Annotated in this window: 18 protein-coding genes, 1 tRNA gene and 2 pseudogenes; 9 read left to right on the top strand and 12 right to left on the bottom strand. The window is 68.5% G+C overall.

Going from position 1 to position 19,048, the window contains the following annotated elements; translation table 11 throughout:
* Position 1: 1 nt before the first annotated feature.
* Positions 2–1,663, bottom strand: coding sequence for an adenylate/guanylate cyclase domain-containing protein (locus tag BN973_RS27370; protein ID WP_139830370.1), 1,662 nt, complete (start codon positions 1,661–1,663; stop codon positions 2–4).
* A gap of 110 nt (positions 1,664–1,773) precedes the next feature.
* Here BN973_RS27370 and BN973_RS27365 point away from each other — a divergent pair, with 110 nt between their 5' ends.
* The 3 genes from BN973_RS27365 (at position 1,774) to BN973_RS27355 (ending at position 3,516) form a co-directional block, all read left to right on the top strand.
* Complete coding sequence (locus BN973_RS27365) at positions 1,774–2,991, top strand: DNA polymerase III subunit delta' (protein WP_036471854.1); 1,218 nt, start codon at positions 1,774–1,776, stop codon at positions 2,989–2,991.
* 55 nt (positions 2,992–3,046) lie between these two features.
* A tRNA-Thr gene (locus BN973_RS27360) sits at positions 3,047–3,119 on the top strand.
* Between the two features lie 112 nt (positions 3,120–3,231).
* A complete protein-coding gene (locus BN973_RS27355) occupies positions 3,232–3,516 on the top strand; it encodes a hypothetical protein (protein WP_036471853.1) in 285 nt (94 codons plus the stop codon).
* A 12-nt stretch (positions 3,517–3,528) separates the two neighbouring features.
* On the opposite strand, the gene BN973_RS27350 is transcribed toward BN973_RS27355, so the two are convergent.
* Positions 3,529–5,319 (bottom strand): hypothetical protein, encoded by a 1,791-nt coding sequence (locus BN973_RS27350; RefSeq protein WP_084163561.1) that lies wholly within the window; start codon positions 5,317–5,319, stop codon positions 3,529–3,531.
* Positions 5,320–5,351: 32 nt separating this feature from the next.
* Between BN973_RS27350 and BN973_RS27345 the strand changes: the two genes are divergently transcribed.
* Positions 5,352–6,296 (top strand): GDP-mannose 4,6-dehydratase, encoded by a 945-nt coding sequence (locus tag BN973_RS27345; protein WP_036471852.1) that lies wholly within the window; start codon positions 5,352–5,354, stop codon positions 6,294–6,296.
* 81 nt (positions 6,297–6,377) lie between these two features.
* Here BN973_RS27345 and BN973_RS27340 read toward each other — a convergent pair whose 3' ends face one another.
* From BN973_RS27340 to BN973_RS27330, 3 genes are read right to left on the bottom strand one after another with little or no spacing between them, the layout of a single operon-like run.
* Positions 6,378–6,719 carry a DUF2304 domain-containing protein gene (locus BN973_RS27340; protein ID WP_036471851.1) on the bottom strand — a complete coding sequence of 114 codons (342 nt, stop codon included), beginning with the start codon at positions 6,717–6,719 and terminating at the stop codon, positions 6,378–6,380.
* The gene (locus BN973_RS27335; RefSeq protein WP_036471850.1) at positions 6,716–7,417 is read right to left on the bottom strand and encodes a glycosyltransferase family 2 protein; all 702 of its coding nucleotides are present in this window, start codon (positions 7,415–7,417) and stop codon (positions 6,716–6,718) included. Before BN973_RS27335 ends, BN973_RS27340 begins: the two co-directional genes overlap by 4 nt.
* Positions 7,418–7,430: 13 nt before the next feature.
* The gene (locus tag BN973_RS27330) at positions 7,431–8,726 is read right to left on the bottom strand and encodes a hypothetical protein (protein WP_139830366.1); all 1,296 of its coding nucleotides are present in this window, start codon (positions 8,724–8,726) and stop codon (positions 7,431–7,433) included.
* A 127-nt stretch (positions 8,727–8,853) separates the two neighbouring features.
* Here BN973_RS27330 and BN973_RS27325 point away from each other — a divergent pair.
* A pseudogene (locus BN973_RS27325) lies at positions 8,854–9,937 on the top strand (DUF475 domain-containing protein).
* Between the two features lie 5 nt (positions 9,938–9,942).
* Here BN973_RS27325 and BN973_RS27320 read toward each other — a convergent pair.
* Positions 9,943–10,659: a hypothetical protein gene (locus tag BN973_RS27320; RefSeq protein ID WP_036471849.1), complete on the bottom strand. Its 717-nt coding sequence runs from the start codon at positions 10,657–10,659 to the stop codon at positions 9,943–9,945.
* Positions 10,660–10,706: 47 nt separating this feature from the next.
* Positions 10,707–11,195: an inorganic diphosphatase gene (locus BN973_RS27315; RefSeq protein ID WP_036471848.1), complete on the bottom strand. Its 489-nt coding sequence runs from the start codon at positions 11,193–11,195 to the stop codon at positions 10,707–10,709.
* A gap of 126 nt (positions 11,196–11,321) precedes the next feature.
* On the opposite strand from BN973_RS27315, the gene dacB reads away from it, so the two are divergent.
* Genes dacB through hpt form a run of 4 tightly spaced genes read left to right on the top strand, consistent with a single transcriptional unit; the run spans position 11,322 to position 15,353 of the window.
* On the top strand, positions 11,322–12,707 hold the full coding sequence (gene dacB / locus BN973_RS27310; protein WP_139830367.1) for a D-alanyl-D-alanine carboxypeptidase/D-alanyl-D-alanine endopeptidase: 1,386 nt from the start codon (positions 11,322–11,324) through the stop codon (positions 12,705–12,707).
* Complete coding sequence (locus BN973_RS27305; protein ID WP_036473175.1) at positions 12,704–13,750, top strand: zinc-dependent metalloprotease; 1,047 nt, start codon at positions 12,704–12,706, stop codon at positions 13,748–13,750. The genes dacB and BN973_RS27305 overlap by 4 nt, the downstream gene beginning before the upstream one ends.
* A complete protein-coding gene (tilS, locus tag BN973_RS27300; RefSeq protein ID WP_036471847.1) occupies positions 13,729–14,688 on the top strand; it encodes a tRNA lysidine(34) synthetase TilS in 960 nt (319 codons plus the stop codon). The genes BN973_RS27305 and tilS overlap by 22 nt, the downstream gene beginning before the upstream one ends.
* An 11-nt stretch (positions 14,689–14,699) precedes the next feature.
* Positions 14,700–15,353, top strand: a complete 654-nt coding sequence (gene hpt / locus BN973_RS27295; RefSeq protein WP_139830368.1) for a hypoxanthine phosphoribosyltransferase — start codon at positions 14,700–14,702, stop codon at positions 15,351–15,353.
* A gap of 7 nt (positions 15,354–15,360) precedes the next feature.
* Here the strand turns inward: hpt and BN973_RS27290 are convergent, their stop codons facing one another.
* The 5 genes and pseudogenes from BN973_RS27290 to BN973_RS27270 all read right to left on the bottom strand — a co-directional run.
* Entirely contained in the window at positions 15,361–16,095 is a 735-nt protein-coding gene (locus tag BN973_RS27290) for an SIMPL domain-containing protein (protein WP_036471843.1), read from the bottom strand.
* An 11-nt stretch (positions 16,096–16,106) separates the two neighbouring features.
* A complete protein-coding gene (locus BN973_RS27285; protein WP_051641509.1) occupies positions 16,107–16,376 on the bottom strand; it encodes a hypothetical protein in 270 nt (89 codons plus the stop codon).
* Positions 16,373–17,620, bottom strand: coding sequence for a cytochrome P450 family protein (locus tag BN973_RS27280; RefSeq protein ID WP_232232160.1), 1,248 nt, complete (start codon positions 17,618–17,620; stop codon positions 16,373–16,375). Before BN973_RS27280 ends, BN973_RS27285 begins: the two co-directional genes overlap by 4 nt.
* Positions 17,621–17,689: 69 nt before the next feature.
* Complete coding sequence (locus BN973_RS27275) at positions 17,690–18,493, bottom strand: helix-turn-helix transcriptional regulator (protein ID WP_036473168.1); 804 nt, start codon at positions 18,491–18,493, stop codon at positions 17,690–17,692.
* 288 nt (positions 18,494–18,781) lie between these two features.
* A pseudogene (locus BN973_RS27270) lies at positions 18,782–19,048 on the bottom strand (HNH endonuclease signature motif containing protein); the annotation flags it as partial.

Below are 19,048 nucleotides of genomic sequence, written 5' to 3'. Positions count from 1 at the left end.
ATCACAGAATCTCGCTGGCTACATCTTCAACGGCGCGCGGTGGTGTCGAAACACCTGGGGGGACAGCAAGATTCAGCGGCCGGGCCAGCTGAGTAGGCGCGGCGCGGCCGCGTAGCTCGACGACCTCGCCGACATCCCAGCACAATGCCTCGGCGTCCAGCGCGCCGCTGACCGCGATCGCCGACGCCAGCACATGCCCGGCCTCGAGCTTGGCCAGCTCGGTCAGCCGCGCCGCCTCGTTGACCGGGTCGCCGATCACGGTGTACTCGAAACGGGCCTGGGCGCCGATATGGCCGGCGATGGCCCGTCCGGAGGACACCCCGATGCCGAACTCGGCCGCCCCGATCACCGGGAGGAGCTCGTCGTGCAGCTCGCGGGCCGCGGCCAGCGCGCCACCGGAGGCGTCCGGGTGTTCGATGGGCGCGCCGAAGATGGCCAGCGCGGCGTCGCCCTGGAACTTGTTGACGAAGCCGCCGTGGCGCCCGACGGTGTCGACCACCACCCGGAAGAAGTCATTGAGCAGGTGGACCACCTCGGCGGGCGGCCGCGTCGCGGCCAGCTGCGTCGAGCCGACCAGGTCGACGAACAGCACCGCGACGTCGCGCTCCTGGCCGCCCAATTCGGTGCCGCGCTCCAGCGCCCGGCGCGCCACGTCCTCGCCGACGTAGCGGCCGAACAGGTCGCGCAGCCGCTGCCGCTCGGCCAGGTCGCGGACCATGTCGTTGAATCCGGCCTGCAGCAGGCCCAGCTCGCTGGCGTCGTAGATCTGCATGTGCGCGTTGTAGTTACCGCGCTGCACCTCCGAGAGCGCCCAGCGCAGCTGGCGCAGCGGGTCGGCGATGGACATGGCCACCAGCAGGGTGCTGATCAGCCCGACACCCAGCGCGGTCAGCGCCAGCAACAGGATCGGGTTGAACAAGCTCTCCGGTGCGGCATGCAGCAGCGAAACCTTGTCGGCCACCACGGCGAGCACGATCGCCAGCAGCGGCACGGCGGTGGACAGCATCCAGGTCAGGATCTGGCGCAGGATGACGCCCGGCGCCTTGACGTTCTCGGGCACCCCGCTGCGCAGGGCGGCCACGGCCACCGGCCGCAATACTCGCTCGGACTGCAGGTAGCCGATGATCGCGGTGGCCGCCGCCCCCAACGCGGTCGCGACCGTGACGACGGGCGCGGCGAACCGGGCCACCGACCAGCTGGCGACGACGAACACCACACCGCCGATGCACCAGTACACGACGGTGCTCAGGGTGCGGTAGTAGGGCATCCGCAGGGCGCGGCTGCGGGCCAGTTCGGTGGCGGCCGGATCGGCCTCGGCGAGCATGTTGTCGCGGCGCTGCCAGCGGAACACCGGCATCAGCAGCCTGAGGTTGACCACCACGCCGACGAGGAACAAGACGACCAGCGAGCCGGCGAAGATCGCCAGGTTGAGCGTCGGCAGATCCTGCAGTTGAATACGGTCCTGCGGCGGCAGGCCGTAGCGCAGGAAGCCGAGCACGAACAGCGCGCCGATGATGTCGGCCTGCAGCATGCTCAGCGAGAACAGCGGCCACGGGGTGCGCACCACCCACCGGACGAACGCGCTGATTCGCCCGGGAAGAGCGCCCGGTGTTGCCACCAACCCACCGTATCGGTCAGCAGGGACTAGTCGGCAACCCTTAATTGCTTCGGCAAGTCGCCGGGTCCTGGCGAAACGTCGGAGAAGATCACGGGATTGTCGCGATACGGTAGCCGGGGGGTGGACGTCGTTCTGTCTCACTAGTGTTGCCAGTGATGTCCGGAGTGTTTACGCGGCTGGTAGGCCAGGAAGCCGTCGAGGCCGCGCTGCTGGCGGCCGCGAGCGCCGCGCGAAGTGATCCCGATCACAGCGTTGAAGGCCACGGGACTATGACACATGCGTGGCTGATCACCGGGCCCCCGGGTTCGGGGCGTTCGGTTGCCGCGCTGTGCTTCGCGGCCGCGTTGCAATGCACCTCTTCGGCTGAGGACGGGGGCCCCGGCTGCGGGCGCTGCCGGGCCTGCGCCACGACGATTGCCGGCACCCACGCCGACGTCCGCCGGGTGATCCCCGAAGGCCTGTCCATCGGCGTCGACGAGATGCGCGCGATCGTGCAGATCGCATCGCGGCGCCCGACCACCGGGCACTGGCAGATCGTGGTGGTCGAGGACGCCGATCGGTTGACCGAAGGTGCCGCGAACGCGCTGCTGAAGGTGGTCGAGGAACCGCCGCCGTCGACGGTGTTCCTGCTGTGCGCGCCGTCGGTGGATCCCGAGGACATCGCGATCACGCTGCGGTCCCGATGCCGGCACGTCGCGTTGGTGACGCCGTCGACCGAGTCGATCGCGCGGGTGCTGATCGACAGCGACGGGCTGAGTGCCGACACGGCGAGCTGGGCGGCGTCGGTCAGCGGCGGGCACGTGGGGCGGGCGCGTCGGCTGGCGACCGACGCGGAGGCCCGGGACCGACGCGAGCGGGCGCTGGGGCTGGTGCGCGATGCCGCGACCCCCGCGCGTGCCTACGCCGCGGCCGAGGAGTTGGTGGCCGCCGCCGAAACCGAGGCCGTCGTATTGACCGCTGACCGCGCCGAGGCCGAGACCGAAGAGCTGCGGACGGCGCTCGGTGCCGGCGGCACGGGTAAGGGCACCGCCGGGTCCATGCGCGGCGCCGCGGGGGCGATCAAGGATCTCGAGCGACGGCAGAAGTCCCGCCAGACCAGGGCGTCGCGCGACGCGCTGGACCGGGCGCTGATCGACCTGGCGACATACTTCCGCGACGCGCTGGTGGTGTCCGCGCGGGCGGGCGGGGTGCGGGCCAACCATCCGGACATGGCCGAGCGGGTCGCGGCGCTGGCCGCGCATGCCACGCCCGAGCGGCTGCTGCGCTGCATCGAGGCGGTACTGGAATGCCGCGAAGCGCTGGCCGTCAACGTCAAGCCCAAGTTCGCCGTCGACGCCATGGTGGCCACCATCGGGCAAGAACTTCGGGTTTGAAATTGGGCCCGCGCGCCCGCCTGCCGTAGACTCGTGCCGCCCAGCGCAAGGGCGCGCCGCCTTAGCTCAGTCGGTAGAGCGATTCACTCGTAATGAATAGGTCGGGGGTTCGATTCCCCCAGGCGGCTCTCATCGACCCACCGTGAGGTGGGTCACCATCGCCCGGGATTGGGGCAGCCTTCCGTTCCTGCTCGCGTTGCAATCGTCATACGGTGGCACCTGATTTCGAGCGAGGCCGACATGTTGCACAACAACCAATCCCGTAACCCGGTCGGCGAGGCGGTGTGGATCGCGGCGGGAGTCGTCATGCTGTTGGCTTTCGGCGATGTGCTGGTCCTGTTGGCTCTCGGGCTTGCGATCGTGGGCATGACCGTCGCCTGGCTGGCCTATCGCAAGGTGCAGCGCGACGGGCGGGGCAACGACGTGTTGGCCTCGGTCACCCAGATTCGCCCCGCATCGGCGGCACCGCGCCAGCCGAAAACGACCCCGGCGCCAGCGCCGTGGCAAGGGCCCAGCGCCGCGTAGCCGTAGGCGAACTCACGCCGGCGCCAGAAAGCCCACCGGTCCCGACGCGATGCACAGTGCCAGGGCGGTGGTGTTGGCGCGCACCATGATCGCGTCGCCGGCGCCCGGCAGCCGGGCGTACACCCGATTGAGCCCGGGATGCACCGGAACCTTGACGCCCGGGCCCTCCGACAGCGCGATCGTCATCGAGCCGTCGCTGTTGGCCAAGTAGTTGAGTTCGACGGTCCAGTCGGCGGGCAGCAGCGGCCCGTCGAGCACCATGCGCGCCGGTGTTTCCGGTTGGGCGAAGTAGCCGCACTGCGGCATCGGCCCGGGTTTGATGGTCCGAATCCAGCTGACCCGCGCCGGGATCAGCCGCCCCGCGCTGTCGAACATTCGCAATTGCGTTGTCGCCGTGGCGAATTCCGGCCGATTGCGTACCAGGGCGAACATGTGACTGGCCAGATTCTCCGGGTAGACCACCCGCTGCAGGATCAGTGGGTCGACCTCTTGATCCAGCAGCGGAGCGGTCGAATTGGCATGGGCCGCAGCTAAACTGGCTTGCGCGTTGCGCAGATAACTCTGGGTAGGGTTGTCGCGCCAGCTGGTCAGGAAGGTCGCCGTCGAGTACAGGCTGCCAGCGAGGAACAGCGCGGCCAAACCCGTTGCGACCACCGCCCGCAACGGCGACGAGTCCAGCCATCGAGCACTCGACGACCGGTTCGGTGCGCACAGCCCGACGGCGGCCATCAGCGCCAGCACAACGACGAGATCCGGCAGATACCGCAGGGTTTGGGCGAGTTCGAGCGCGGTCAGCTTCGACGAGCGCATCAGATAGATCGGCACCTGGCAGGCCACCGCATAACCGGCCGCCGTCAGCCACACCGGCCCGAGGCGTTGCTTGCGGACCAGCGACAGCGCCAGCACCGCGACCAGCGCCAGCCAGCCCAGCGCCATCGCCAGCGGCGGGGGAGTGGCCCATGGGGAGGCCGGCGCCCATCGGTCCCAGTGCCACGGCCCGCCGGCCAGCCCCGGCACGATGCCGTGGGTGATCGACCGCGACAGCAGGTCCGCGGTCATCGCGACATCGGAACTCCAGCGCTGCTGGTCGACCACCGCGAGGTAGAGCGCCACCCAGGCGACCGTCAGGATCAGCGACGCGACCCATAGCCGCACACCGCCACGCCAGGCCGTCAGCAGTGCGGACTCCTCGCCGCGCACATGGCACAGCAGCACGGTGACGGCGAAGGCGACGAACGGAATCACCGCGGCCTTCTCGAAGAACAGCAGCCCGCCCAGGTAGACCAGCACGCCGGTCAGCGCGTAGCGCTGATTGCCGGTACGCACCAACAGCACGGCGTCGGCGCACACCCAGGCCAGTGCCGCCAGCATTGGCAGCGAATTCAGCGCCGCCGCCCACCACGCGAACCCCGGCACCCCCAGCGGGGTGAACAGCGCGAAGGTCAGCGGGATCAGCAGCACCCGACGCCAGCCGAGGATCACATGCAGCGCCCGCAGCAGCGCCAGCGACGCCACCAGCTGCAACACCACCAGGCTGATCGCGGGCCCGGTCCAATCCAGCGGGCCCAGCCGGATCAGCACACCCGCGATCAGAAACGCCGCCGGCATCACGTGGCCGTCGTGGTCGTCGAACAGATAGGCCGGCGACAGCAGGCCTTCGGTTCCGGCCTTCCCGATCAGAATCAGATCGTCCCAGTAGAAGTAGCCACCGAAGGCCAGCACCGCACGGATGACCAGCGCGACCACGATCAGCGCGGCCGCCGCCAGGGCGACCCGCGGCATCCGGGTCATGGCGGCGGGCATGGTTATTTCTTACCGGTCGGTATGGTGGGCCGGTGCGCGCACTGGTTACCGGGGCAGCCGGATTCATCGGGTCCACGCTGGTCGACCGCTTGCTGGCGGACGGCCACGCGGTGGTGAGCCTGGACAACTTCGCGTCGGGCAAGGCCCGCAACCTGGAGCACCTGGCCGACAATCCCGACCACGTCTTCGTCGAGGCGGACATCGTCACCGCGGACCTCGAGGCGATTCTCGACGAGCACCGGCCCGAGGTGGTGTTCCACCTGGCCGCCCAGATCGACGTGCGCCACTCGGTGGCCGAGCCGCAGTTCGACGCCTCGGTCAATGTGATCGGCACGGTGCGGCTGGCGGAGGCCGCGCGCCGCGCCGGTGTCCGCAAAATCGTGCACACCTCGTCGGGCGGATCCATCTACGGCACCCCGGCGCAGTACCCCACGCCGGAGACCGTGCCCACCGATCCGGCCTCGCCGTACGCCGCGGGCAAAGTGGCGGGCGAGATCTACCTGAACACCTTCCGGCACCTGTACGGCCTGGATTGCTCGCACATCGCGCCGGCCAACGTCTACGGCCCGCGCCAGGATCCACACGGCGAGGCGGGTGTGGTGGCGATCTTCGCCCAGGCGCTGTTGTCCGGCAAGCCCACCAAGGTGTTCGGGGACGGGAGCAAGACCCGCGATTACGTGTTCGTCGACGACGTCGTGGACGCCTTCGTCAAGGCCTCCGGGGCGGCCGGCAGCGCGCAGCGTTTCAACATCGGCACCGGCATAGAGACCTCCGACCGCCAGCTGCACACCGCGGTGGCCAAAGCCGTTGGCGCACCGGATGATCCGGACTTCCATCCGGATCGTCTCGGCGATCTGCGGCGGTCCTGCCTCGACATCAGTTCAGCGGCAAGGGTTTTGGGCTGGCGCCCGAAAGTCGAACTGGCCGAAGGCGTGCGCCGCACGGTCGAATTCTTCCGGCACGCCCAGACCGGCTAGCACCGAACGTGCACTGGTGGCGAGATTTCGGCGGCGATATTTTCGCCATGGTTGCACGTTCGGCGCACGCCGAGAGGGCGGCTAGCTCGGCTCGGGCGCCTGTGCGCCCTCCAGCGCGACGGCGCGCGCCAGACGCGCGTAGCGCAACTCCAAGTCCTTGAACCGCATATAGGTGCTCAGCGTGGTGAAACTGAACGCCATGATCAGCGCGTAGAGCATCAGGTCGGTGCCGCGGCGCACCCCGAACCAGTGCGCGACCACGGTGGTGTCGTCGGGCCGCAACACGGCATAGATGCCGCCCAGCACGAAGAAGACGTAGCCGACCTTGACCCAGGCCTTCGACCGTGAGCTGCGGCGCGACCGCAGCAGATAGATCAGCAGCGCGATGATCGACCCGATCAGCAGCACCTGGATCCAGTTCATCTCGGAATCCTCCCTCGCAGGAACCCGTCGAAAACGATGTTCACCCCGTTGAGTAGCGGCTGGCCCTTCGACCTGGAGTAGTCGGTGTAGAGCACCTCGACCGGCTGTTCGACTACGCGCCAATGGTTTTCGGCCACCAGCATGATGAATTCGTTGGCATGGCTCATCCCGCTCATCGTGATGTCCAGCCCGTCGGCGACCGTCTTGTTGAACACCCGCAGCCCGTTGTTGGTGTCGGTCAGGCCCAGCCGGCGACCGCGCGGGCTCAACTGTGCGGCGGTCTGCAGCACGATCCGCTTCAGAAACGGCGGCCGGCTGCTCTTCTGCCCGCCGAACCGCGTTCCGATCACGATGTCGACGTCCTCGGCGACGAGCCGGTCGACCATCGCGGATAGGTCCTTGACGCGATGCTGGCCGTCGGCGTCGAACGTCGCGAACACCCGCGCGCCGGGCTGCTTGCGGGCGTACTCGACGCCGGTCTGAATGGCCGCGCCCTGGCCCAGGTTGACCGGATGGCGCACCAGATGTGCCCCGGCCCGCCGGGCCAGGTCGCCGGTGCCGTCGGCGCTGCCGTCGTCGACGCAGACGACGTTGTCGAAGACCGAGCGCACATCCGCGATCACCTCGCCGATGACCGTGGCTTCGTTGAAGGCGGGAATGACGATCCAGACGCCGGCGTAATCCGTTTCGATGTTCACAGGGTAGCCAGGATCAGCCGGTTAGGCGCCCGGCGCGCGCCAGCGCCACCAGGTGAACGCCGATTCCCACCAGCGGACCGCACAGCAGCGCGATCACGGTGCGGGTCTCCAACGGCAGCGGCAGCAGCAGCAACAGTCCCGACGCCGCGGTGGCCCCGACCCAGCCCAGCGCATACGCGCGATGCAGCGCGGCGGCCACGGCCGCGGCACCGGTCAGCGTCAGCATGGCGATCGACAACGCCGCGCCCGTCAGCCACGCCAACAGGGCGCTGCCGGCGTCGTATTGAGCACCGAAGACGACCCGCAGCAGCCACGGGCCCACCAGGCCGGCGGCCAGCACCCCGATCGCGCCGATGCCACCGATGATCGCCGCCGGCGCGAGTAGCGCCCGCAGCCGGTCGCGGCGCGCGTCCACGAAATGCGCGATCAGGTTGCCCTGCATCGCGGTCAACGGCACCAGCAGCGGCGCCCGGGTCAACGTCACGACGAGGATGATCACACCGCCTTGTGCCCCAAGCTGATTCGACGTCAGCTTGAGCAGCACCGGGAATCCCATCACCAGGATCGCGCTGGCGCCGGCCGCGGTGATGGAGTGCGCGGTGCCGCGCAGGAACGTCGCGGTGTCGCCGGGTGTCAGGAGGCGGGCCGTCGCGCGGGCCGTGGGTGCGGCCGCCAGGATGATCAGCCAGGCCACCGCGCCGGCCACCGTCGCCCACAGGAAACCCGTCAAGCCCCAGCCGAGCATGACCGTGGCCACGGCGATCGCCACCCGCATCACCGCGTCGGTCACCATCAGCGTCCCGTACTGGGTCCACTGATCGGTGCCGGCCAGCATGCCCAGCAGGGTGGCGTGCAGACAGAAACCGGCCAGCCCGACCGACAGCAGCGCCACCGACAACCAACGCTCCTCGGAGAAGACCCGTCCACCCCACAGCGGCGAGCTGCCCGCGATCACGACGGCCGCGGCGACACCGACCATCGCGGCGACGCGCAGCGGGTGGTTGCGGAATTCGGGACCCGGCAACGCCTCGACGTAGCGGGTGGCGCGGACCTCGCGAGTGGTCTCTTGCAGCAGGCCGAACGCGGCACCGGTGACCAGCCCGAACGCCCCCCAGAACACCCCGAACACGGAGAACCCGCTGGGCGCCAGGTTACGAGCCGCCAGATAGATCACCGCGTAGCCGCACACCGCGGTCAGTGCGGTCGCCGTGCCGACCCGGGCCATGCTGCCGCGCGCGACCGGCCCCCGGGACGCCCCCGCGCCGCCGGCAGCGCCCAGGGGGGACGCCGCACCGCCGACTTCGGTCATCGGGGCGGCGCTTTAGGCCGACAGACCCGATATACCGCCACAATTTGAAAATAGTAAGTGCGTTGCTGCGATGGCTGGCGGTGACGACCGGGTCCGCCCTATTGTGGGCGGCTGTCAGGAAGGACCCATGGCCGCCGCTCGCATCTTCGGGATTTCGCTGTTGGTCACGTTGGCGGCCCTCGCGCTCGGGTATTTCCACGGCGGGCTCAATGCCCTGTTCCTGCTGATCGCGCTGGGCATCCTCGAGGTGTCGTTGTCCTTCGACAACGCGATCATCAACGCCGCCGTGCTGAAGCGCATGAGCCAGTTCTGGCGGCAGATGTTCCTGACGATCGGGATCCTGATCGCCGTATTCGGTATGCGGCTGCTCTTTCCGCTGCTCATCGTCTGGGCGACCGCGGGCATCGACCCGGTGCGGGCGTTGCAGCTGGCGCTGGACCCGCCGCCGCACGGCGCACTGGAATTCCCGGACGGCTCACCCAGCTACGAAAAGCTGGTGACGTCGGCCCATCCGCAGATCGCGGCATTCGGCGGAATATTTCTGCTGATGCTGTTCCTGGATTTCGTCGTTCATGACCGAGATATCAAGTGGCTCAAGTGGATTGAGGTCCCCTTCGCGCGTATCGGCCGTCTTGCCGAGGTCTCGGTGGTGACCAGCGCCGTGGTGCTGGTCGTGGTCGGCACCCAGTTGACTCATTTCCAGCGAGGAGTGCGCGACGGTGCTGACGGCCGGGTTGCTTGGCCTGGTGACGTATCTGATCGTCAACGGTTTGAGCCAGGCGTTTCGGCCCGCCGGGGTCGACGACGATGCCGATTCCCCCGGGCCGGCCCTGGCGGTGAGCAAGGCCGGCCTGACGCTGTTCCTGTACCTCGAGGTGCTGGACGCGGCGTTCTCGTTCGACGGGGTCACCGGCGCCTTCGCGATCACGTCGGACCCGATCGTCATCGCGCTGGGACTGGGGTTGATCGGCTCGATGTTCGTCCGGTCGATCACGATCTATCTGGTCCAGCAGCAGACGCTGGACCGCTATGTGTACCTGGAGCACGGCGCGCACTGGGCGATCGGCGCGCTGTCGCTGATCATGCTGGTGTCCATCGAGCAGCGCTACCAGATCCCCGAGCTCATCACCGCCTCGGTCGGCATCGTCTTCATCGGCGCGGCGTTCGGGTGGAGCCTGCTGCGCAACCGGCGGGTGGCCGAAGCCGCCTGAGTCGGCTACGCCTCGATCTGCCCGGCGATGCGGCGTTCGATGCTGGCCCGCGCCTGCGCCGGCAGCACGACGAGGCCGTCGAGTTCCTTGCCGGCCCGCGCGTAGGCGCTCTGCCGCTCCTGCAGGGTGGCTCCCTCGTCCTGTGCCAGGTGCAGCAGGTGCTGGGCGCGGGCCAGCCGCTGCTGTTCGTCTTCGGAGAAATCGCTGCGGCGCCGGCGAACTGCCTCGGCCTCGGCGATCTCGAAGGTGCTGATGTACTCGTGGACGGCGTCGCGGTAGTCGACGTATGCCGCCCGGTCACCGGCGAAGTCGTCCGGGGAATCCGGGCGCAGCAGGTCCGCGTGCCGCTTGGCCTTGTGGAAGGCGATAGTGAGCGGATCGCGCATGTTCGTCATCAGCGGGAAGTCCAGCAATTTGGCGATGTCGACCTCGTACTCCAGCCACCGTGCATCCGTACGGTCATGTGCCGCAAGGGCTTTCGTGAGATCGCGGCGCGCGCTCTCCTCGTCGGCGCGCGCCCGACCGGAGGCGCCCCCGCAAGCGGGAGGTACCCCCAGCGCCACCGCGATCTTGGTCTGCTGCCTGAGCCGGTAGCGTTCCTGCCGTCGCTCGGCGCGGCGTTCGTTGGCGGCCACCACCGCCCGGACGCCAGTTCCGATCGCACCCGCGAACGGGAAGATCAGCCACCAGAAATTCGCGGCGAAATGCAGCACCGGGGTCACCTCGCCAGGATGCCACCGAGAATCGGCGCGCGGTTACGCCAGCAGCGTTAGTGCCCGCCCTCTTTGAACCTGGCGAAGGAGCGTTCCACCTCGGCTTCGGCTTCGGCGCGGCCGACCCAGTCCGCCGCCTTGACGTACTTGCCCGGCTCCAGCGCCTTGTACTGGGAGAAGAAGTGCTTGATGACGTCCAACTCGTAGGACGGCACGTCCCCGATGTCCTGGATGTGATCCCACCGGTGGTCGCCGGCTGGAACACATAGCACCTTGTCGTCGCCGCCGGCCTCGTCGACCATCTTGAACATGCCCACCGGCCGCGCCTCGACCAGCACCCCGGGGAACACCGACTCGGGAAGCAGCAGCAGCACGTCCAGCGGGTCGCCATCCTCGCCGAGGGTGTTCTCGATGAAGCCGTAGTCGGTCGGGTAGACCATCGACGTGTAGAGGTAGCGGTCCAGCTTCACCCGCCCCGTCTCGTGGTCGACCTCGTACTTGTTCCGCTGGCCTTTCGGGATCTCGATGACCACGTCGAATTGCACTGTCTGACGCTCCTTTGTAGAGAGGTAAGTCTGGGTGGACCCGGCTAGATCGGTTCGTCGCGGATCACCCTAGTCGAGCGGGTTTCGGCAGATTCGGCAGAATAGGGCCAAACAGTCAGGAGAGTGATGGGTCGTACTCGCTGGCGGAAATCCACCCAGGTGTTCATCGGATTGGCCGTGCTGGCGTTCGTCGCCGCCGTGGTGGCCGCCGCAACCTTCTTCACCACGGGTGGGCACGGCAGCGGTGGCACGCACGTTGCGGTCCCACCGCCGCGGGCACCGATCGTGAAACCGGGAATGGTGCCCGTCGCCGACACCGCCGAGACGCCGTCGGCCGGTGCGCTGGCGGCGGTGCTGGCTCCGGTGGCCGCCGACCCCAATCTTGGCCGGCTCGGGGGCCGCATCAGCGATGCCCTCACCGGCAAAGAGCTGTGGCAGGTTGCCGACGACGTGCCCCTGGTTCCGGCGTCGACCAACAAGGTCCTGACGGCGGCCGCGGCGTTGCTGACACTGGACCGTCAGGCCCGCATCAGCACCCGGGTGGTGGCCGGCAGCCAGAACGCCCAGGGGCCGATCGTACTGGTGGGAGCCGGTGATCCGACGATCTCGGCGGCGCCGCCCGACGTGCCGACGTGGTACCGCGGCGCGCCGCGCATCAGCGACCTGGTGGAGCAGATTCATCGCAGCGGCATGACGCCGACGGCCGTCCAAGTGGACACCTCGGCCTTCACCGGTCCGACGATGGCGCAGGGCTGGGATCCCGCCGACGTCGACAACGGCGACATCGCGCCGATCGAATCGGTGATGATCGACTGTGGCCGCATCCAGCCCAGCACCGTCAACTCCCGTCGGTCGAAGACCCCGGCGCTGGATGCCGGGCGTGAGCTGGCCAAGGCCCTCGGCCTGGATCCGGCCGCCGTGACCATCGCCTCGGCCCCGTCCGGGGCCCGTCAGCTGGCGGTGGTGCAATCGGCGCCGCTGGTCCAGCGGCTCGGCGAGATGATGGACCACTCCGACAATGTGCTGGCCGAATCCATCGCCCGTGAGGTGGCCGCGGCGATCAACCGGCCGCGCAGCTTCGCCGGCGCCGTCGACGCGGTGACCAACCGCCTGAGCACCGCACACGTCGACACCACCGGCGCCACGCTGGTCGACTCCAGCGGCCTGTCCGTCGACGACCGCCTGACGGCCAAGACCCTCGACGGCACCGTGCAGGCCGCCGCGGGCCCCGATCAGCCGGCGCTGCGGGCGCTGCTGGATCTACTGCCGATCGCCGGCGGCAGCGGGACGCTGGCCGACCGCTTTCTCGACCAGGCCACCAACCAAGGACCGGCCGGCTGGTTGCGCGCCAAGACCGGCTCGTTGACGGCGATCAACTCGCTGGTCGGAGTCGTCACCGACCGCACCGGGCGGGTGCTGACGTTCGCATTCATCTCCAACGCCGCCGGCCCCAACGGACGCAACGCGATGGACGCCCTGGCCACGCGGCTGTGGACGTGCGGGTGCACATGACCGCCTCACCCGAGCTGACCCTCGGGACCGCCGTCGACTGGAGGTTCGCGGCCACGGTCGGTGTCCGGCTGGCCCGGCCCGGTCCGCCCGCCAGCGACTACACCCGCCGTCAGGCGATCGACGAGCTGGCGAGCTCGGCGACCCGAGCCGAACCGCTGGTGCGCGACGTGACGGGCCTGGCCACCAATGGCGAGGTGCCGGCGGCTCGCATCGTCGACCGCGCCGAGTGGGTCCGCGCCGCGGCGGACTCGATGCGGGTGATGACGCACGGAACCGAGAAGCCGCGCGGGTTTCTCACCGGCCGGCTCACCGGTGCGCAGACCGGCGCCGTGCTGGCGTTCGTGTCCTCCGGAATCCTCGGCCAGTACGACCCCTTCTTCGCCGACAAAGAGGGTTGCCTGCTGCTGGTGTATCCGAACGTGATCGCCGTCGAGCGTCAGCTGCGGGTCGATCCGGGCGATTTCCGGCTGTGGGTGTGCCTGCATGAGGTGACGCACCGGGTGCAGTTCACCGCCAACCGCTGGCTGCCCGACTACATGTCGGACGCGCTGGCGTTGCTGACCCGCGACGCGGGCGAAGACCTCGGCGAGGTGGCCGGCAGGCTGGCCGAATACGCGCGCAACCGCGGACTCGGCACCTCCGACGCGTCCGCATCCGGCATCGTCGGGCTGGTGCGCGCCGTCCAGTCCGAGCCCCAGCGTCAGGCGCTGGATCAGCTGCTGGTGCTGGGCACCCTGCTGGAAGGGCACGCCGACCACGTGATGGATGCCGTCGGCCCCAAGGCGGTGCCGTCGGTGGCCACCATCCGCGGTCGGTTCGACGACCGCCGCCACCGCAAGCCGCCGCCACTGCAGCGCCTGATGCGCGCCCTGCTGGGCCTGGACGCCAAGCTCAGCCAGTACACCCGCGGCAAGGCGTTCGTCGACCATGTGGTGGGCCGGGTCGGGATGGAACGGTTCAACGCCGTCTGGTCCGGCCCCGAAACGCTGCCGCGGCCCGCCGAGATCGAAGACCCACAGCGATGGATCGACAGGATCCTGTAGGGCAGCTGCGCGCGGCTGTCGAGGCGTTCGCCAAGACCTACCTGGTCGACGGCGACCAATGGGGTGTGGCGCTGTCGGGCGGGCCGGACTCGCTGGCGCTCACCGCGGTCGCGGCCCGGCTGCGGCCCACCACGGCACTGATCGTCGACCATGGACTGCAGCCCGAGTCGGCGGCCGTCGCCGAAACCGCGCGCGGCCAGGCGATTGCGCTGGGATGTGTTGCAGCACAAGTCATTCGGGTACAGGTGGGCAACGACGGCGGACCGGAGGCCGCCGCACGCGCGGCCCGCTACGCCGCGCTGAGTGCCTACCAGTCGGGGCCGGTGCTGCTGGCCCACACCCTCGACGATCAGGCCGAGACGGTGCTGCTGGGGCTGGGCCGCGGCTCCGGGGCGCGTTCGATCGCCGGGATGCGCCCGCACGATCCGCCCTGGTGCCGGCCGCTGCTGGGGGTCCGGCGCACCACCACGCACGCCGCCTGCCGCGAGCTGGGCCTGACCGCGTGGCAGGACCCGCACAACGACGACCGCCGCTTCACCCGCGCCCGGCTTCGGCACGAGGTGCTGCCGCTGCTCGAGGAGGTGCTTGGCGGCGGGGTGGCCGAGGCGCTGGCCCGCACCGCGACCGCGCTGCGGGAGGACACCGAGTTCATCGACACCCTCGCGGCCCAGGCGCTGCCCGGCGTGACGGCGGACCCCGGGTTGCGGGCCGAGGCTCTGGCCACGCTGCCCGACCCGGTGCGGCGCCGGGTGATCCGCGGCTGGCTGCTGACCGGCGGGGCGACCGGCCTGACCGACAAGCAGATCCGCGGGGTGGATGCGCTGGTCACCGCGTGGCGCGGGCAGGGCGGGGTAGCGGTCGGCTCGGATCTGCGCGGCGAGCGACTGATCGCGGGGCGGCGTGACGGCGTGCTCACCTTGCGGCGCGAGCCGGTGTAAAAGTCCGCAAAATGTCGCCGCCGTTGGTTGTTCGGCCGCCGACATGGCACGCTGTGGGCGTGGCCCAGATCTCCTCGGCGATAACCCCCGAGCAGCCCGTGGACCTGTACCCGGGGGATATCAAGTCGGTGCTGCTCACGACCGAGCAGATCCAGACTCGCATCGGCGAACTCGGCGGCCAGATCGGCAACGACTACCGCGAGTCCGTCGCCGAGTCTGGCGAGGATCTGCTGTTGATCACCGTGCTCAAGGGTGCGGTGATCTTTGTCACCGACCTGGCGCGCGCGATTCCGGTGCCGACGCAGTTCGAATTCATGGCCGTCAGCTCGTACGGGTCCTCGACGTCGTCGTCGGGCGTGGTGCGCATCCTCAAGGACCTGGACCGCGATATCAACGGGCGCGACGTGCTCATCGTCGAAGACGTCGTCGACTCCGGCCTGACCCTGTCCTGGCTGCTGCGCAACCTCAAGACCCGCCATCCCCGTTCACTGCGGGTGTGCACGCTGCTGCGCAAGCCCGACGCGGTGCGCGCCAACGTCGAAATCGCCTATGTGGGCTTCGACATCCCCAACGACTTCTTCGTGGGCTACGGCCTCGACTACGACGAGCGCTACCGCGACCTGTCCTACATCGGCACCCTGGACCCGCGGGTGTACGAGCAGTAGCCGCCGGCTAATCCAGCTCCCACGCCGCGGTCACCGAGAAGCTGACCGTCTGCTGGCCCGGTTCCAGGGGTACCGGCGTGGCCATGGCCTTGGGCGGCGCCGGTGGTGCCCCCGCCGTGGGCGCACTCCCGGTCGCCTCCGAGATGGACAGCACCTTGCCCAGGCGTAGCCCGGACAGCTGGGCGTACTGCTCGGCACGGCTCTTGGCGTCGTTGAAGGCACGCGCCCGCGCATCCTTGACCAGCTGCGAGTCGTCGGCGATGGAGTAGCTGACCGAGCTGATCCGGGTGGCGTCGCCGCCGGTGCTGACGATCAGCGCGAGCATGCGCGACGCGGCATCGGTCGGGTGGATCTTGACCTGGATGGCGTTGGTGGCGCGGTAGCCGGTGATCGTCGGTTCCGAACTGCCGTACTGCGGCTGCAGCGTCACCTGGGTGGTGCTGATGTCCTTGCGGTCGACGCCGGCGCCGACAAGCGCATTGATGACGGCTTGCTGGCGATCGTTGGTCTGGTTCATCGCCGCGGTGACGTCGGGTGCGCTGAATTCGATGCCGACGTCGGCGGTCAACGTGTCCGGGACGCCTTGCACTTGGCCCGATCCCACCACGGTGACCTGACGAGGATTCGCTCCCGGAGTCGGACTGTGGGAATCACACGCCGATAGCGTAATCATGGCCAGGCCGGCCGCAGCCACGGCAAGCGACCATCCGACGAAACCCGAAGCGCGCTTTTCGATCGCCATGCCTGGCAACCCTAGCCGTTTGACGGCCCAGCGCTCCAGGGTTTGCTCATCGCGTGGTCGTGGTAGTTGCCTTCGATCGGTGCATGATCGTGAATCAGTTTGCGAGAGACCCAGTTTGAAAACACAGCCATTGCGAATAGCTGCACGATCACCAGTGCGAGAGGAAGATTCGCCGCAATCGTGGCCCAGATCAGGGCGGGCGTGATGACCGGTGCAACCAGCGATCCCGCCACCATGCCCAGCGGTTGGATTGCGCCGCTTTGGTATCTGGCTTCGTTCATTGGTACTCGCGCAGGCGAACGGGAAGCGCGGTCAGACCGCGCATCAATGTACTGTTTCGGTATTGCAGAATAATGTTGCTGTCCAACGTGATCCGTTCAAAGCGAGCCAGAAGTCGGCCGATCGCGATCTCACCTTCGAGGCGTGCCAGCGGTGCTCCGAGGCAGTGGTGAATGCCGTGTCCGAATGCCAGGTGTGGGTTGGCAGCCCGGGTCAAGTCGAGGCGGTCTGGGTCGTCGAACTGCCGGGCGTCGTGATTGGCGCCGAGCAGGGCGATCAAGACCAGTTGGCCAGCGGGTATCTCGACATCGCCGACCCGTACCGCCTCGGTGGTGAAGCGCATGGTGGCCGTGTTGAGCGGACTTTCGATCCGCAAGAACTCTTCGATCGCCGCGGGCATCAACCACGGGTCGTCACGCAGTGCGGCGAGTTGAGATGGGTTGTGTAGCAACGCGAGCACGCCGTTGCCGATCAGGTTCACCGTGGTTTCGTAGCCGGCCAGGATCAGCAGGTAGGCCGTCGACAGCAGCTCCTCGGGGGACAGTTTGTCCTCGACGTCGGACGCTTGCACCAACGCGCTGAGCAGGTCGTCGGCCGGCTTGGCGCGCTTTTGCGCGATCAATGCGTTCAACAGCTCGATCAGCGAGTTCTCGGCCACACCCAGTTCGGCCGGGTCGGTGCTGGTGAGCATTGGTTCGACGAGCCTGCGGAAGCGGTCGCGTTCATCGGACGGCACGCCGAGCAGTCGGCCGATAACTCCCAGCGGCAGCTGAACCGCGTACGACGACATCAGATCCACCACGGCATCGCCGCGGGCGGCGACCGCGACCCGATCGAGCAACTCGTCGGCGATCCCGACGACGGCGGGAGTCATCTTCCGCACACTGGCGGCGGTGAACTCCTTGGTGAGCAGCTTGCGCAGCCGGGTGTGGTCGGGCGGGTCTTGCAGCAACATATGGCTGTTGAGCACCGACTTGTGCGCGGCGTCGTTGTCCGATGGAAGGAACTCGCTGAGCCCCTGCCAGTTCTTGCTCAGCCGTGGGTCGGCCAACAGCGCTCGCGCCTCGGCGTAGCGGGTGACCATCCAGGCGTGCGCCGCACCCCAGATCGCGACGCGGTGCACCGGGCCCTGCCCGCGCAGCCGGCGGTACAGCGGGTGCGGATCCTGGATGAAGGCTCGCCCAAGCCGCGCCGAGTTCTCGGTCGGCGTGGGCTCAGCACCGATCTGGAATTCGTTTTGGCTCACCCACGAATGGTGCTGCGGCAAATGGGCGCTATCCAGGACGAGTGATTCCTGGTTACCCGACTCCCAGGTTCAGCCCAAGTCGAGGCGGCGCAGCGCGGCTTCCGACGGGGAACCGGGGTCGGCCCAGTAAACCACCAGCACATGCCCGGTCAACGGCAGCGCCATGTTTTGGTAGTTGAGGTAGAGCGCCCCCACTTGCGGGTGGTTGATTCCCAACCCGCCGGCGCGCTTGTGTCTGACGTCGTGTCGGTCCCACAGCTGACGGAACCGGGGGCTGTGCTCGATCAACTCGTCGACCAGGCGAACCAGCGCGGGATCGGGACGTTGGCCGTACGAGGCGCGCACCAAGCGGACTGCCCACGCGGTCAGCACATTCCAATTGCGGTAAAAGTCGGGCGAGTGTGGGTTGAGGAACAATTCCCGAATGGTGTTGGCCCCGGCCCCCAGATGCGGTGAGATTGCCGTGGCAAGTCGATTGGCGAGAACCACGTTCATGCCGGGGTCAATGACGCTCCCGGCGGCGAGCGGCCATCCGTCGAGTAGGGCGCCGAGCGCGGGATGCAGCTCCTGCAACGGCTCGATGTGACCATCGGAGGACTGGTGGCGCATCAGGTTCCGCATGTAGGTCACCGCGTCGTCATCCAGCAACAGGGCCCGGCCGAGGGCGTTGAGTACCTGATCCGACGGATGGTCCTCGCGTCCCTGCTCGAGCCGCAGGTAGTAGTCGGTGCTGATGTTGGCGAGCATTGCTACCTCTTCGCGGCGCAGCCCGGTGACTCGGCGGCGTCCGCCGGCCGGCAAACCCACGTCAGCGGGCTGGACCAGACCTCGGCGGGCGCGGAGAAACTGTGCCAGGGCAGTTCGCTCGGTCACGGTGATTAGCCCGTGCAGGTCTCGCGCGTCAGCATCGGCTTGGTCCCGTCGCATGGCGAATTAGCTGATCTGACCAGCATAGCCAGCAGTTAGCTGGGGCGGCGCGGGCCAACGGCGGGTGGTCGGTACGGGCGGGCGATCTCGCATCGCGCATTTAGCAACCGACCGACCTCCGTGCGCGACGCATAACTCACGCCGGCGAGTCATCGGCAAACTCATATGGACTGCGGCACAGCGTGTTTGGCGCGCGCGGCCGTTTCAAGACATCAGTGCCGAGGTCGCCCGCGGTTAGAAGGGTGGGTCGTCGGGTGGGGGTGTCGGTGGGTCGGGGGTCCAGTCGGGGGGTAGTTGTTCGGGTTCGTGGGGTTGGTTGACCCAGGTGCAGAAGGGGCTGGTGCTGGGGGTGCCTTTGAATGCGAAGAGGCTGTCGCGCATGTGGTTTCGGAATTTGCGTGCGGCGATTTCTTCGTTGCGTGCTTGTTGGCGCCGGTTGTGGGCGCGGGCGCGGGTGATGCGGGCGCGTCGTTGCGTGGTCCGGTCGTGTCGGGTCGGGGT

It is taken from the genome of Mycobacterium triplex (assembly GCF_000689255.1).
In the GTDB taxonomy this organism is placed as follows: domain Bacteria; phylum Actinomycetota; class Actinomycetes; order Mycobacteriales; family Mycobacteriaceae; genus Mycobacterium; species Mycobacterium triplex.
The sequence above is the reverse complement of the archived record's forward strand: the minus strand, read 5'-3'. Positions and strand labels throughout refer to the sequence as shown.